The sequence below is a fragment of the Pseudarthrobacter sp. N5 genome, from assembly GCF_050157035.1.
Taxonomy (GTDB): Bacteria; Actinomycetota; Actinomycetes; order Actinomycetales; family Micrococcaceae; genus Arthrobacter.
The window spans coordinates 537301-550342 of sequence record NZ_CP189593.1; the positions used below are offsets into that span (position 1 = coordinate 537301).

Consider the following 13042-nt stretch of genomic DNA (forward strand, 5'->3'; position numbering starts at 1 on the left):
GGGGGTCAATTCGGGTTATCCACGGCTGAAATTGGGAGCCATTGGGGTAGCTCCCTGGCAGCCGTAGCGGTGGATAACCCATGAGGATTGTCCCCGGTTGTGGGCAGCGGAACCGTACCTTCGGCGGCACAGGAAACCGCCGAGTCCTGAAGTTCAGCCACGGCTTCGAGGGAAGCAAACCGCGCGGTTGCACTGTCCCATTCGAGGACGGCTCGCGGCCGGCCGTTGATCTCATCAGCGGCGAAGCGGACTTCAGCCTGTTCTACCGTGCTGAGGTCTGCACCCTTCCGGAAGTACTGGCGGAGCAGGCCGTTGGCGTTCTCGTTCGACGCACGTTGCCAGGGGCTGGCCGGATCACAGAAGTACACGAGCGTCCCCAGTGCCGCGGTGACCTCGGCGTGCTTGGCCATCTCGGAGCCCCGGTCCCACGTCAAGGTCCTGCGCAACGTGGCTGGCAGGACCCCGAGCGCGTCAATGAGCTGGTCACGCATGTTATCGGACCTGTTTCCTGGGCGGAGCGCAAAGGCGACGAGGAGCCGGGAGGAGCGTTCTACCAGTGTCACTACCGCTGATTTGTTGCCCTTCCCCATGATGAGGTCACCTTCCCAATGGCCGGCTTCTTCTCTGGTAGCGATGTGGGCTGGGCGGTCACCGATCTTCAGAGCATCAGCAATGTACTGGCGGGGCTTGACCTTGGTCCTGGACCGCGGCCGCCTGCTGAACTTACCCGAGCGCAGCAGCCGGGCAGACCCCGCTGGAACGGGGCGGATGCTCAGATGGTAGAGCGCACGGTAGACCGTTTCATGCGCCAAATGCCGATGCTTTTCTCCCGGGAACCGTTTCTTCAGGGCCCGGCAGACCTGCTGAGGGCTCCACCGCTTCGACAGGCACTCCACGACGTAATGCCGCAACTCTTCGTCACCGGCAAGTTTGGCCGGCCTTGGCCTCGGTCTTCTTTTCTGTGCCATTTTCTGGGCGCGGAACGGATGATAGCGACGTGAGTCGGGACGGTTCCGTGCTAATTCCCTGCTGATTGTGGACGGCGACCGCCCAAGGTCACGAGCGATGGATTGGAGACTCGCCCGAACCAGCAACCGGTCGGCGATGAAGATGCGTTCGTCCTCTGATAGATAGCGGCTGGACCCACCTGTCGCAGGTACCGCCTTACGGGGCCTCGGATCCAAGCCTTGTTGCACCAAGCCTTCGACCCCGTTGCGTCCATGCAACCAACGGTGGCCCGTGTTTTGGTGGATACCAAGAATCCTGCACGCTGCCGAGTTGGAGTGCCCTTCTTTCATGAGCTGAACATACAAGGGTCTCTTCTCAACCAAGCCCGCTGGCCCCATTTTCCGCGATCGGCGCGTCGAACTGCGCATGAATAAACACCACTTTCAGTCGGTGTTGCGACGTTGGTGAGAAACCGCCCAGCCCTGAGCGGGTCCATGGGCTTCGCCTGACCACAATGGGCATAACCTGTCGTCCTCAACGATGCTCGGACGGTCCTGCATCAGGTGCAACTTGGGGCTGATCCCGCTTCAACCCCGCGCGCGAGGGTTTCCGGCGCTGGCGGGCCGCAGCTTCCCGATCAGCTGGTCAAGGACCCCTGCATCGTCGATGGTGGAGGGGATCACGTACTCCTCGCCGTCTGCGATCTGCCTCATGGTCTTGCGGAGCATCTTCCCTGATCTGGTCTTGGGCAGTGCATCCACGACGGTGACGTTCTTGAAGTCGGCCACGGCGCCGATGTCCCGCCTAACGAGTGCGATCAGCTCCTGGACCAGTACCGGTTCTGCTACCTCTACGCCGGATTTCAGGACCACGTATCCGCTGGGATGTTGGCCTTTCAACGGATCGAACACACCAATGACCACACACTCTGCGACGGCAGGGTGCTGCCCGATGACCTGTTCCATGGATCCGGTGGACAGCCGGTGGCCGGCGACATTGATGACGTCATCGGTCCGCCCCATCACGAAGAGGTACCCGTCTTCATCCTTGTATCCGGAGTCACCTGTGGCGTAGTAGCCATCGAACGCCTTCAGGTACGAGGAGATGTAACGGTCATCGTCCCGCCAGAGTGTAGTCAGGGTGCCTGGTGGCAAGGGAAGCCCAAGCACAATATTGCCCTCTTCCCCGGTGTTCACGGCCCTGCCGGCCCCATCCACGATGGCGAGCTGGAAGCCGGGCATCGGCACGCTCGGCGAGCCGGCCTTGATCGGCAGCTCATCGAGTCCCCGCGGGTTGGCGCAGATCGCCCAGCCGGTCTCGGTCTGCCACCAGTGGTCCACCACCGGGACGCTCAGGACCCGGGAGGCCCAGCGGAAGGTGTCCGTGTCGAGCCGCTCGCCGGCGGCAAAGAGCGTGCGCAGGCTGGAAATGTCGTACCGTTCCAGCAGCGTCGCCTCGGGGTCCGCCTTCCGGATGGCCCGCAGCGCGGTGGGCGCCGTGAACAGGACATTGACTTTGTGGTCCTGGATCACCCGCCAGAACGCCCCGGCATCCGGGGTGCCCACCGGCTTTCCCTCGTAAAGGACAGTGGTGGCGCCGGCCAGCAGGGGCCCGTACACGATGTAGGAGTGCCCCACCACCCAGCCGACGTCCGAGGCAGTCCACATGACGTCCCCCGGACCGACGTCGTAAATGTTTTCCATGCTCCAGCCGAGGGCCACGGCATGGCCGCCGTTGTCCCGGACAACCCCCTTTGGAGCTCCGGTGGTTCCCGAGGTGTAGAGGATGTAGAGCGGATCAGTCGAGCTGACCTCGACGGGACCGGCGGGCTCGGCGGCGGCCATCTCCGTGTCCCAGTCCATCCAGCCGGGGTGGTCCGCGGCTGCCGAGGCGAAGCCCTCCCGCCCCTTCACCAGAACGGGGGTGTCCGGCACCCCGGCCAGCTCGAGGGCTTCTGCCACCGCGGGGAGGTACTCGACGCGGCGGGACGGCTCGATGCCGCCGGAGGCCGTGACCACCGCGGCGGGTGCGGCGTCCCGGATGCGGGCGGCGAGTTCCTTGGGCGCAAAGCCGCCGAAGACAACCGAGTGCACGGCACCGAGCCGGGCGGTCGCCAGCATGGCGATGGCGGCTTCGGGGATCATCGGCATGTAGATCACGACGCGGTCGCCCTTGCCCACACCGTGGCCGCGCAGGACCCCCGCAAACCGGGCCACGAGCTCCGTGAGTTCCGCGTAGCTGAAGCGCTGCTGCGAACCCAGCATGGCGGAGTCGTAGATCAGGGCGTCCTGCCCGCCCCGCCCGGCCAGCACGTGGCGGTCCAAGGCGTTATAGGAGGTGTTGAGGGCGCCGTCGGGGAACCAGCCGTACAGCGGTGCCCGGCTGGCATCGATTCCCTGCCGGGGCGGCGTTGACCACGAAAGCTTGTTCGCGGCTTCCAGCCAGAAGTCCGCGGGCTGTTCCAGGCTGCGTTCGTAACTGTCCCGGTAGCTGTTGGTGAGCATGAGTGCTTCCTTGTCCACGTCGTTGTGATGCTACCCATGCTAGCCCTGCGTTGGGCCCGGAGACAAGTGTTTTGTATACATACATTGCGAAATTCGTTCATTTGAGAGCAAATGCTGGCATTTTCCGTTAATTGTGTATACAGTGATTCTGCTGAACCAACGAAGGAGGCCTGATGCGCGCTGGCGAAAGAGCCTATGCCGCACTGCGGGAGGACATCATCGAATGGCGCCTCCTCCCCGGAGCTGTACTGGCCGAGGTGGAGCAGTCCGAGCGGCTCGGTGTATCACGCACGCCTCTTCGGGAGGCGCTGGGCCGGCTCACCGCCGAGGGACTGACGACGGCGGCGGGCGGCCGCGGCGTCGTCGTCACTGACATCTCGCTGGAGGATATTGACGAACTGTTTGAGCTCCGCGAAACACTCGAAGGAAAGGCAGCAGCACTGGCCGCCGAGCGCGGTGACGCCGCTACGTTCCTGCAGCTGCAGCGGGAGCTCCTGGAGGCGCCTGCGCTGATCAGCGGCGCGGATCCCGCCACCGAGGAGTACTACGAACTAGTGGGGCGCCTGGACTCGGCGATCGACGCCGCGATCTCCAATGCCTACCTCGTCCAGGCGATGCGCAGCCTGCGCGTGCATCTGGTGCGTGTGCGCCGGCTCGCGGCCGACGACGCCACCCGGCTCACGGCGGCCGCGGCCGAGCATGCCGCCATTGCCGAAGCGATCGCCGCAGGCAATCCGCGCCTCGCGGAAGCCGCCACCACGGTCCACCTGCACCGCAGTCTTTCCCACGTCAAAGCCACGCACATACCTCACTAAAAGGAGCAGCACCATGGTTAAGGAACACCACGTCCGCGTGTACAAGAGCGAGGAAAACCTGCCCCGCGAGGATCAGCTCGCCTACAAGATCGCCAAGGTCGCCGCGGATCCCGTGGCCGTCACGGACGAGGTCACCGACATGGTGATCAACCGGGTCATCGACAACGCCTCGGTGGCCATCGCCTCACTGAACCGGGCACCGATCGTTGCGGCGCGGGCCCAGGCCCTGACCCACGGCCCCACCACCGGCGGCCAGGGCTCTAAGGTGTTCGGCATCAATGAGCGCGTTTCCCCTGAATGGGCCGCCTGGGCCAACGGCGTCGCCGTCCGCGAGCTCGACTACCACGACACTTTTCTGGCGGCCGAGTACTCCCACCCGGGAGACAACATTCCGCCGGTCCTCGCCGTGGCCCAGCACGTCGGTTCCACCGGCAAGGACCTGATCCGCGGCATCGCCACCGGGTACGAGATCCAGGTCAACCTGGTCAAGGCCATCTGCCTGCACAAGCACAAGATCGACCACGTGGCGCACCTCGGCCCGTCCGCGGCCGCCGGGATCGGCACCCTGCTGGGACTCGACGTCGAGACCGTCTTCCAGTCCGTGGGCCAGGCGCTGCACACCACCACCGCCACGAGGCAGTCCCGCAAGGGCGAGATCTCCACCTGGAAGGCCCACGCCCCGGCGTTTGCGGGCAAGATGGCCGTCGAAGCCGCGGACCGCGCCATGCGCGGCCAGACCTCCCCGGTGCCGATCTACGAAGGCGAAGACGGCTTCATCGCCTGGATGCTCGACGGGCCCGACGCGTCCTACAGCGTCCCGCTTCCCGAGGCCGGCGAAGCCAAGCGCGCCATCCTGGACACCTACACCAAGGAACACTCGGCCGAGTACCAGGCCCAGGCGTGGATCGACCTCGCCCGCAAGCTCCACCGCGAACACCCCGAAGTCACCGACCCCGCCAACGTGCAGTCGGTGCTGATCAAGACCAGCCACCACACCCACTACGTGATCGGCTCCGGCGCCAACGACCCCCAGAAGTACAGCCCCACGGCCAGCCGTGAGACCCTGGACCACTCCATCCCCTACATCTTCACCGTCGCCCTGCAGGACGGCGCCTGGCACCACGTCAATTCCTACGCCCCCGAGCGGGCCGGCCGCGCCGACACCGTCGAGCTGTGGCACAAGGTCACCACCGTGGAGGATCCGGAGTGGACCCGCCGCTACCACTCCCTGGACATCGCCGAGAAGGCCTTCGGCGGCTCCGTGGAGATCACGCTCACCGACGGGACCGTCGTCACCGACCAGATCGCCGTCGCCGACGCCCACCCGCTCGGCGCCCGGCCGTTCGCCCGCGAGCAGTACGTCAACAAGTTCCGCACGCTCGCAGCCGGCCTCGTGACGGAGGAGGAAATCGAACGCTTCCTCGCCGCCGCCGCCCGGCTCCCCGAACTTGGCGCCGGCGAGCTGGACCAGCTCAACATCACCGCCGCCCCCGGCGTGATCGACCTCGCCGCTGCACCGAAAGGACTTTTCTGATGCTGTATTCGAAGACCACACCGGAGCAAAAGCGCCTCGCCCTCCGCAAGATGCTCGCCTCCGGCACCATCGCGCAGTTCCCGGGAGCCTTCAACCCGCTCTCGGCGCGCCTGATCGAGGATAAGGGCTTCTCCGGGGTCTACATTTCCGGTGCCGTGCTGGCCAACGATCTGGGCCTGCCGGACATCGGGCTGACCACGCTGACCGAGGTGGCCACCCGTGCCGGCCAGATCGCCCGCATGACAGATCTGCCGTCACTTGTGGACGCGGATACTGGCTTCGGTGAGCCGATGAACGTGGCCCGCTCGGTCCAGGAGCTCGAGAACGCGGGCCTGGCCGGCTGCCACATCGAGGACCAGTTCAACCCCAAGCGCTGCGGCCATCTGGACGGCAAGAACGTGGTGGATCTGGATACGGCCACCAAGCGGATCCGGGCAGCAGCGGACGCCCGCCGGGATCCCAACTTCCTGATCATGGCGCGGACGGACATCCGCGCCGTGGACGGGCTCGAAGCCACGCAGGACCGCGCCAAAGCTCTGGTGGAAGCCGGCGCCGATGCCATTTTCCCCGAGGCCATGAAGGACCTCAGCGAATTCCAGGCCATCCGCGACGCCGTCGACGTGCCGATCCTGGCCAACATGACCGAGTTCGGCCAGAGCGCCCTGTTCACGGTGGATGAGCTGGCCGGCGTCGGGGTCAACATGGTCATCTATCCGGTGACCCTGCTCCGTAGTGCCATGGGCGCTGCGGAGCGAACCCTGGAATCGATCAAGGCCGACGGAACCCAGGAGGCACAGGTAGAGCGCATGCTGACCCGTGCGCGGCTCTATGACCTCGTTGATTACGAGGCCTACAACCGCTTTGACACCGGCGTCTTCAATTTCCGGATACCCGGTACGGACGGGCCCTCAGCGGGTACTGACCAGCAGATTACCTCGCGATGAATATCGACGCGTACCAGAGAACTTTCAACGGTTAAGGAGCGAGCATGAGCACCAACATACTTCAGATTCATAAAGGACTGGCCGGCGTCGTCGTGGACACGACCCGCATATCCAAGGTCAACCCGGACACCAACTCCCTGCTCTACCGCGGCTACCCCGTCCAGGAACTGGCCGCACGCTGCAGTTTCGAAGAGGTTGCCTACCTGCTGTGGAACGGTGAACTTCCCACCGAGGCCGAGACGGCAGAGTTCTCCGCTCGCGAGCGGGCAGGACGGGCACTGGACCCGGCCGTGAGGTTGGTAATCGATTCGCTGCCAACCACCGCCCATCCCATGGACGTGTGCCGAACCGCGGCCAGTGTTATCGGAGGACGGCATCCACTGGCCGAGGATTCCTCGCCGCAAGCGAACCTCGCCAAAGCGAAGGACCTGTTCGCCGTATTCCCTGCCGTGGTTGCCTATGACCAGCGCAGGCGGCGCGGTCAGGACCTTGTGGAACCACGGGACGACCTGGGCTATTCAGCAAACTTCCTCTGGATGGCCTTCGGCGAAGAGGCCGCTCCAGAGGTAGTCGACGCGTTCAACGTCTCCATGATCCTCTACGCCGAACACTCCTTCAACGCCTCCACATTCACCGCCCGTGTCATCACCTCCACGCTCTCTGACCTGCATTCGGCCGTGACAGGCGCCATCGGCGCTTTGAAGGGGCCACTGCACGGCGGCGCCAACGAGGCCGTCATGCATACATTCCAGGAGATCGGACTCGAGGGCCCGGACATCGTAGCGCGTGCCCATGCGTGGCTGGAGGACGCACTCGCCACCAAAAAGAAGATCATGGGCTTCGGACACCGCGTCTACAAGCACGGCGACTCCAGGGTGCCCACCATGAAGGCGGCCCTGGACAAAATGATTGCCCATTACGGCCGCCCAGACATGGGTGAACTGTATGCGGCGCTGGAATCGGCCATGGGCGCGAAGAAAAACATCAAGCCCAATCTGGATTACCCCGCCGGACCGGCATACCACCTGATGGGCTTCGACACCCAAACGTTCACACCGATTTTCGTCGCCAGCCGCATCACCGGCTGGACCGCCCACATCATGGAACAGCTCGAAGCCAACTCCCTCATCCGCCCGCTCAGCGCGTACAACGGCGTCGACGAGCGGCACGTCCCCTAGGCCCCGGGAGCGGCCAAAGCCACCCGCCCAGGGCCGCTGCCTCCACGAAGCCCTCACCTCCGATGACTCGGAATCCGGGGCCGTCCAGGGCTCCGGACCCCGGAAAATACCCTCCGGCCGGATCTCCCGCATTCCATCGCAACAGGAAGCCCGATCGCCGGGCGCGGGGGATCGGGCCGGATGCGGTGCCCGGCAGGGTGCCACGGAACCTACCGTGGCACCCTGCCCCAATCACGAACACGCGCGCTTGATGCTGGAACCGAAAGCAGATTGACGCTCAGCTCCAACAACGGCACGACGAAGGGTTTTACGATGACGAGAATGCTGATTATCGGTCCGCCCGGATCCGGCAAGGGCACCCAGGCCGAACGAATCTCCGGATGTCTTGGGGTCGTGGCGATCTCCACCGGAGACATCTTCCGCGACAACGTCAGACGGCGGACGCCGCTTGGCGTTGAGGCCGGGAAGTACATGGACAACGGCGACTTCGTCCCGGACAGCGTCACCAATTCCATGGTGCGTGACCGTCTGCAGCAGCAGGATGCCCGGGAGGGTTTCCTGCTGGACGGCTACCCGCGCACCGCCGGGCAGGTGGATGAACTGGACGGCATCCTGGCCGGCGAAGGGCAGGAACTCGCGCTCGTCCTCCAGCTGACCGCCGACGATGAAGAACTCGTCCGCCGCCTCCTGGGCCGGGCCAAGGACTCCGACCGCAGCGATGACAATGAAAAAGTCATCCAACACCGGCTGGACCTCTACCATGGGCAGACCGAGGCCATCGTCGCCCGCTATGCCGAACGCGGCATACTGGCCAAAGTGGACGGCACCGGGGACATCGACGAGGTCACCGACCGCGTGATGGGCGCCATCGAAACAGCCATGGCCGCGTCGGTCAACTGAGCAGGCCAGCCGCCCGCAGCATCCTGATGGGATCGGGATAGAGTCCCAGCGTTCCGATCCATGAGCAGAACTGGGTAGTGGTCCGCTGCTACGGCCTCACCGGGCCGACGGCGAGAACCTGCAGGGCTCCTGGGTCACTGGAACACTTCGGCCAAGGAATTCGCCACGGCCGCGCTGGGCATGCTCAGCCGCTGACGTACCAAAACTGCCGGGTGGGGAGGCTAGGATCAGACCATGATCCTGGCCTCCCTCATTTTTGCGGTCATCGCAGCCCTGCTGCACGTCTATATCTTCACCATGGAGTCGGTCACCTGGACCCGGCCCGCCACCTGGAAGCGCTTCAGCGTGGCCTCTCAGGCCGACGCCGAGACCACCAAGCCGCTCGCCTACAATCAGGGCTTCTACAATCTGTTCCTGGCTATCGGCGCGCTGATCGGCATCGGGGCGGTGGCCTTTGCGCCACAAGGTTCCGCCCAGCCGGTGGTTGGCTGGACGCTCATCTTTAGCAGCTGCGGCTCTATGCTGCTGGCGTCGGCGGTGCTGGCGCTCAGCGGAAAACAGTACCTCCGCGCCGCGGTGACCCAAGGAACCACGCCGTTGCTCGCCGTCGTGCTCGGCATCCTGGCGGTTGCGGCCGCATAGCCGGTGGCCAGTTGAAGGGGGCTGCTGGCTCTTGCCGCCGCCCTAGCGGACAATGGGGACTACGGAGATATCCGTCATCTCTGCGTCCGTAAGGAGCGCAATGGGCGTTTCAGTGCACCAGCCGGGGACCGGAGACAATACGTCCGCGCCGCCACGAGATCTCGTCATTGATCTGGTCCGTTTCTTTTGCCTCACCCTGGTGGTGGTGGGCCACTGCATGATGACCAGTCCGGTGCTCCACCCGGACGGGACAGTGACCACCGAGAACACCCTCGTGGAGCAGGGCTGGTTTGTGCCGGTCATCTGGATCTTTATGGTGATGCCCATCTTCTTCGTCGCTGGCGGGATCACCGGGCTGCAGTCCTGGCGCAGGTTGCAGGCCCGAGGCGGCACGGGTTTTGAGTTCGCCCAGATCCGTCTCCTCCGGCTCATCCGCCCTGCGACGGCGCTGCTTGCAGCCATGTTTGCCGGCCTGTGGGGCGCCCTGTTGCTGGGCGTGCATCCGCAGGTGGTGGCGCTGCTGGCCACCGGTGCGGGTATGCCGCTGTGGTTCCTGGCTACTTACCTTGCCGCCCAGCTGAACATTCCGCTGCTGGCCCGCCTGCATGCCCGTGCCCCGTGGCTGACTTTCGGCGGATTGGCTGCGCTTGTGGTGACTGTGGACTGCCTCCGGGGGGCGTTGCCGCTGCTTGCCTACGCGAACCTGGTCTTCCTGTGGTGCGCAGTGCAGCAGCTGGGGTTTCTGGTGGCTGACGGACAACTGGCCCGGCTCAGCCGCTCGGCGCTGGTGGGCCTCATTGCGGGCAGCAACGTCCTGTTGGGGGTGTTGACGGGAGTGGCCCTGTACTCCGGCAGCATGCTGGAAAACCTGAATCCACCCACGTTCTGCCTGCTCCTGCTTGGCGTGTCGCAGACCGCCGCGCTCCAGCTGTTCCGGCCCGTGCTCAACTGGGTGGCTTCGGCACGCTGGGTGCAGGCCATTGTTGCCATCGCCGGGCGCCGGTCCATGACCATATACCTCTGGCACCTGCCGCTCCTGGCGGCCATGTCCGGCCTGCTCCTGCTCACAGGCTTACCCAAACCTGCATCCGGCACGGCCGAATGGTGGTGGGCACGGCCGCTGGTATTGCTCAGCGTGGTGGTACTCCTGCTGCCGGTACTGGCCATTTTCGGTCGGCTTGAGGACCGGCCGACGGCGTCTGTCCACACACGCCGCCGGCCGGCTGCTGCTGTGGTGACTGCCGTCGTCGTCGTTTTTGTTCCGGTGGCGGACGCCGTCTTCAACGGCCTCACCTTGGCGATGATTGGCGGCGGAACGGCCTGCTTTGCCCTGGCAGTCCTGCTGCTGGGCCGCGTACCGGACCGTGTCCCTGCTGCTGTCCTGACGGGTGTTGCCGAAGGTGTTCCGGAGGGTCATGATTCCGGCGGGCCATTGCCAGAGACGCCATTAAGTGCCAGTGTCGAACCATGACGGAGAACATGGTTTCAGCTGAGGATACGTTCACGCCGGACGTTGTGACGACCCGGAACGACGCCCTTCACCGCTACGAGCTGCACGTTGGCGGGACACTCGCGGTCCGCACGCGATTCATCGACAAACCCGGTCACGTTGACTTCGTCCACACGGAGACGGACGACGCCTTCAGGGGCCAGGGACTCGCGAAGGTGCTGATCCATTTTGCCCTCGACGACGTAGTGGCGTCCGGCAAGCGGATCATCCCGCATTGCCCCTTCACCGCCCGGTATCTCCGTAAACACGAGGTCTATACCCAGTGCATCGACTGGCCTGAGGGTGAGCCCGGAGCCTGAGAGGTTTTACCCTGAGAGGCCGTAAGCCACCGGTGCGTCGGCGGCTCTAGACGTCAAAATGGGTTGTGGCCGGCCCGGCAGAGAACTGCGCCACCAGTTGCTCCGCGACGTCACGAAGCTTCTTGTTCCTGCCGCTCGATGCCTTGACCAGGATGGTCATTGCCTCGTCCTGTGAACACCGGTTCTGGCCCATGATGATTCCGGACGCCAGATCGATCGCGGTCCGGGATTCCATGGCCGCCCGCAAATCGCCGGCCAGCAGCTGCCCGGCGCCCACCCGGACTGCCAGGCGCACGGCTTTCTGCGCCTGCGCTGCGAGGAGTTCTGCGCTCTGGACGGACACCGGATCAAAGGCATCGGGCGTGGTGGCGAAGACATTCAAGGCCGCAGTGGCGCCTTGATCAAGGGTGAGCGGGACGCCCAAAAGGCTGAACTGGCCCTGCGCCGCAATGGCCTGCCCGTACTCCGGCCAGCGCGGATCCGTCCGGGTGTCCCTGACCACCACAGTCGTCCCGGTTTTCATTGCGTGGAGGCACGGCCCTTCACCGAAGGCATGCTGGATCTCGTCCATGGTGCGCGCGTCCGGGCTGCTCCAGGCTGCCGTGCTGCGGCGGCGGTGCCGGCTCAGGGTGACGGCGCAGACCACCTGCTGCCCGAGGGACGCTGAAACGGATGCGGCTGCAAATTCACAGAGATCAGCCAGGAAAGTGTTGACGTCCTGGCTGTCAATGACGAGGTCCTGCAGCCGTTCGGCGACTGTTTGTTCAACGGCGGCCTCTTCCATGCCCCCAGTGTAGGTCCGCGGCCGTAATGTGAACCCGAAAAACCAGGCGGACTTGTGAGCCGGAGATCAATTTCGTACGATCAGTTTGAGTTGTGCAGTCGGCTCGAGGAATCTTTCATTGGAGTCGCCTTGAACCACAAACTGCGAGTGCCTGCCCGTGTTGATGTCAGCCCCGGACATGCCACCCCGGACGCCTTCGGCCGTCCAGTCCCGGCGGGGGACCCGTCATGAACCAGAAGGATCTGGCCCGCTACCTGACCCGAGACCTCGACGATACACAGGACCCTGCGGCAGCGGCGGGTGCCATGAGCGATAAGGTGCTTGCCGAGCTGGCCGACGCGCTATACCGCCACCTGGACACTCCGAGCCCGTTATTCGGGGCGCATTCCCTGTACGAGCAGGTTACTGACGAGCTCGAGCTGCGGCGGGCGCGAGCGGGCAGCTGACGCCACAGCATACGCCCCGGAATCAACGTTTTCAGGTCCTCAACAGCGCGTTCGCGGAAGTCAGTTACGACGCCGGGGGCTACTTTGCGTGGCGGCGCTGCCACTGCGCTGCGCACCAGAAAAGCAGTCCGGGCGTCGTCAGGACGCCGGCGAGAAGGACGTTCGGCGCGAAACTCATCCACAGGTAGGCCAGGGGCATGGAGTCGCTGCTGTTCGGCCCGGCCATCGCGGCAGTCTGTGCACCAAGGAACATCCCGAAGCCTGCAACGATAAGTCCGCCGAGGCGAGCCACAGTGCCACGACAAAGGGGTTGAGGTGAGGCTGGCCGTTTGAGGGCATTATGTGCCCGTTCGCGCACGTTTGGGAAGTCAATGACCTCGTGCAACCCGGGGAAAACCCCGTATTCCCGGGGGTGTGATGAATTACCTCACAGAAGTTTGACGAAAAGGCTTACCTAAGTAAGGCTTACCTTGCTAACTGAGCCCAACGCCGACAAAAGGACTACCACTGTGACACTGTTGCCCCGAGTGGCTGGAAT

General features: G+C 64.6%; 13 protein-coding genes. 9 read left to right on the forward strand and 4 right to left on the reverse strand.

From position 1 onward, the window contains the following. Positions 1-5 precede the first annotated feature (5 nt). Positions 6-1376 (reverse strand): IS30 family transposase, encoded by a 1371-nt coding sequence (locus ACQCST_RS02740; RefSeq protein ID WP_426997823.1) that lies wholly within the window; start codon positions 1374-1376, stop codon positions 6-8. Positions 1377-1535: 159 nt separating this feature from the next. Continuing rightward, positions 1536-3452: a propionyl-CoA synthetase gene (locus ACQCST_RS02745; RefSeq protein WP_426999057.1), complete on the reverse strand. Its 1917-nt coding sequence runs from the start codon at positions 3450-3452 to the stop codon at positions 1536-1538. A gap of 173 nt (positions 3453-3625) precedes the next feature. Between ACQCST_RS02745 and ACQCST_RS02750 the strand changes: the two genes are divergently transcribed. From ACQCST_RS02750 to ACQCST_RS02785, 8 genes are all read left to right on the forward strand, one after another. Continuing rightward, positions 3626-4267, forward strand: a complete 642-nt coding sequence (locus tag ACQCST_RS02750) for a GntR family transcriptional regulator (protein ID WP_426997824.1) — start codon at positions 3626-3628, stop codon at positions 4265-4267. A 13-nt stretch (positions 4268-4280) separates the two neighbouring features. Continuing rightward, entirely contained in the window at positions 4281-5801 is a 1521-nt protein-coding gene (locus tag ACQCST_RS02755) for an MmgE/PrpD family protein (RefSeq protein WP_426997825.1), read from the forward strand. After that, the gene (prpB, locus tag ACQCST_RS02760) at positions 5801-6745 is read left to right on the forward strand and encodes a methylisocitrate lyase (RefSeq protein ID WP_426997826.1); all 945 of its coding nucleotides are present in this window, start codon (positions 5801-5803) and stop codon (positions 6743-6745) included. The genes ACQCST_RS02755 and prpB overlap by 1 nt, the downstream gene beginning before the upstream one ends. A 44-nt stretch (positions 6746-6789) precedes the next feature. Next, on the forward strand, positions 6790-7923 hold the full coding sequence (locus tag ACQCST_RS02765; protein WP_426997827.1) for a bifunctional 2-methylcitrate synthase/citrate synthase: 1134 nt from the start codon (positions 6790-6792) through the stop codon (positions 7921-7923). Between the two features lie 321 nt (positions 7924-8244). Further along, a complete protein-coding gene (locus ACQCST_RS02770) occupies positions 8245-8823 on the forward strand; it encodes an adenylate kinase (RefSeq protein WP_426999058.1) in 579 nt (192 codons plus the stop codon). A 234-nt stretch (positions 8824-9057) separates the two neighbouring features. Continuing rightward, on the forward strand, positions 9058-9465 hold the full coding sequence (locus ACQCST_RS02775; protein WP_426997828.1) for a DUF1304 domain-containing protein: 408 nt from the start codon (positions 9058-9060) through the stop codon (positions 9463-9465). 100 nt (positions 9466-9565) lie between these two features. Beyond that, positions 9566-10936, forward strand: a complete 1371-nt coding sequence (locus ACQCST_RS02780; RefSeq protein ID WP_426997829.1) for an acyltransferase family protein — start codon at positions 9566-9568, stop codon at positions 10934-10936. Beyond that, on the forward strand, positions 10933-11274 hold the full coding sequence (locus ACQCST_RS02785) for a GNAT family N-acetyltransferase (protein ID WP_426997830.1): 342 nt from the start codon (positions 10933-10935) through the stop codon (positions 11272-11274). The genes ACQCST_RS02780 and ACQCST_RS02785 overlap by 4 nt, the downstream gene beginning before the upstream one ends. Positions 11275-11320: 46 nt before the next feature. Here ACQCST_RS02785 and ACQCST_RS02790 read toward each other — a convergent pair whose 3' ends face one another. After that, positions 11321-12058: an ANTAR domain-containing protein gene (locus tag ACQCST_RS02790; RefSeq protein WP_426997831.1), complete on the reverse strand. Its 738-nt coding sequence runs from the start codon at positions 12056-12058 to the stop codon at positions 11321-11323. Between the two features lie 227 nt (positions 12059-12285). Here ACQCST_RS02790 and ACQCST_RS02795 point away from each other — a divergent pair, with 227 nt between their 5' ends. Next, positions 12286-12504, forward strand: a complete 219-nt coding sequence (locus ACQCST_RS02795; protein WP_426997832.1) for a hypothetical protein — start codon at positions 12286-12288, stop codon at positions 12502-12504. 79 nt (positions 12505-12583) lie between these two features. Here the strand turns inward: ACQCST_RS02795 and ACQCST_RS02800 are convergent, their stop codons facing one another. Next, on the reverse strand, positions 12584-12730 hold the full coding sequence (locus tag ACQCST_RS02800; RefSeq protein WP_426997833.1) for a hypothetical protein: 147 nt from the start codon (positions 12728-12730) through the stop codon (positions 12584-12586). Positions 12731-13042: the final 312 nt, after the last annotated feature.

Coding starts and splice junctions, on each gene's coding strand:
- ACQCST_RS02770 (WP_426999058.1), top strand. CDS start 8,245: ATGCTGATTATCGGTCCGCCCGGATCCGGCAAGGGCACCCAGGCCGAA.
- prpB (WP_426997826.1), top strand. CDS start 5,801: ATGCTGTATTCGAAGACCACACCGGAGCAAAAGCGCCTCGCCCTCCGC.
- ACQCST_RS02785 (WP_426997830.1), top strand. CDS start 10,933: ATGACGGAGAACATGGTTTCAGCTGAGGATACGTTCACGCCGGACGTT.
- ACQCST_RS02800 (WP_426997833.1), bottom strand. CDS start 12,730: ATGGCCGGGCCGAACAGCAGCGACTCCATGCCCCTGGCCTACCTGTGG.
- ACQCST_RS02755 (WP_426997825.1), top strand. CDS start 4,281: ATGGTTAAGGAACACCACGTCCGCGTGTACAAGAGCGAGGAAAACCTG.
- ACQCST_RS02750 (WP_426997824.1), top strand. CDS start 3,626: ATGCGCGCTGGCGAAAGAGCCTATGCCGCACTGCGGGAGGACATCATC.
- ACQCST_RS02795 (WP_426997832.1), top strand. CDS start 12,286: ATGAACCAGAAGGATCTGGCCCGCTACCTGACCCGAGACCTCGACGAT.
- ACQCST_RS02740 (WP_426997823.1), bottom strand. CDS start 1,376: ATGCGCAGTTCGACGCGCCGATCGCGGAAAATGGGGCCAGCGGGCTTG.
- ACQCST_RS02780 (WP_426997829.1), top strand. CDS start 9,566: ATGGGCGTTTCAGTGCACCAGCCGGGGACCGGAGACAATACGTCCGCG.
- ACQCST_RS02775 (WP_426997828.1), top strand. CDS start 9,058: ATGATCCTGGCCTCCCTCATTTTTGCGGTCATCGCAGCCCTGCTGCAC.
- ACQCST_RS02745 (WP_426999057.1), bottom strand. CDS start 3,452: ATGCTCACCAACAGCTACCGGGACAGTTACGAACGCAGCCTGGAACAG.
- ACQCST_RS02765 (WP_426997827.1), top strand. CDS start 6,790: ATGAGCACCAACATACTTCAGATTCATAAAGGACTGGCCGGCGTCGTC.
- ACQCST_RS02790 (WP_426997831.1), bottom strand. CDS start 12,058: ATGGAAGAGGCCGCCGTTGAACAAACAGTCGCCGAACGGCTGCAGGAC.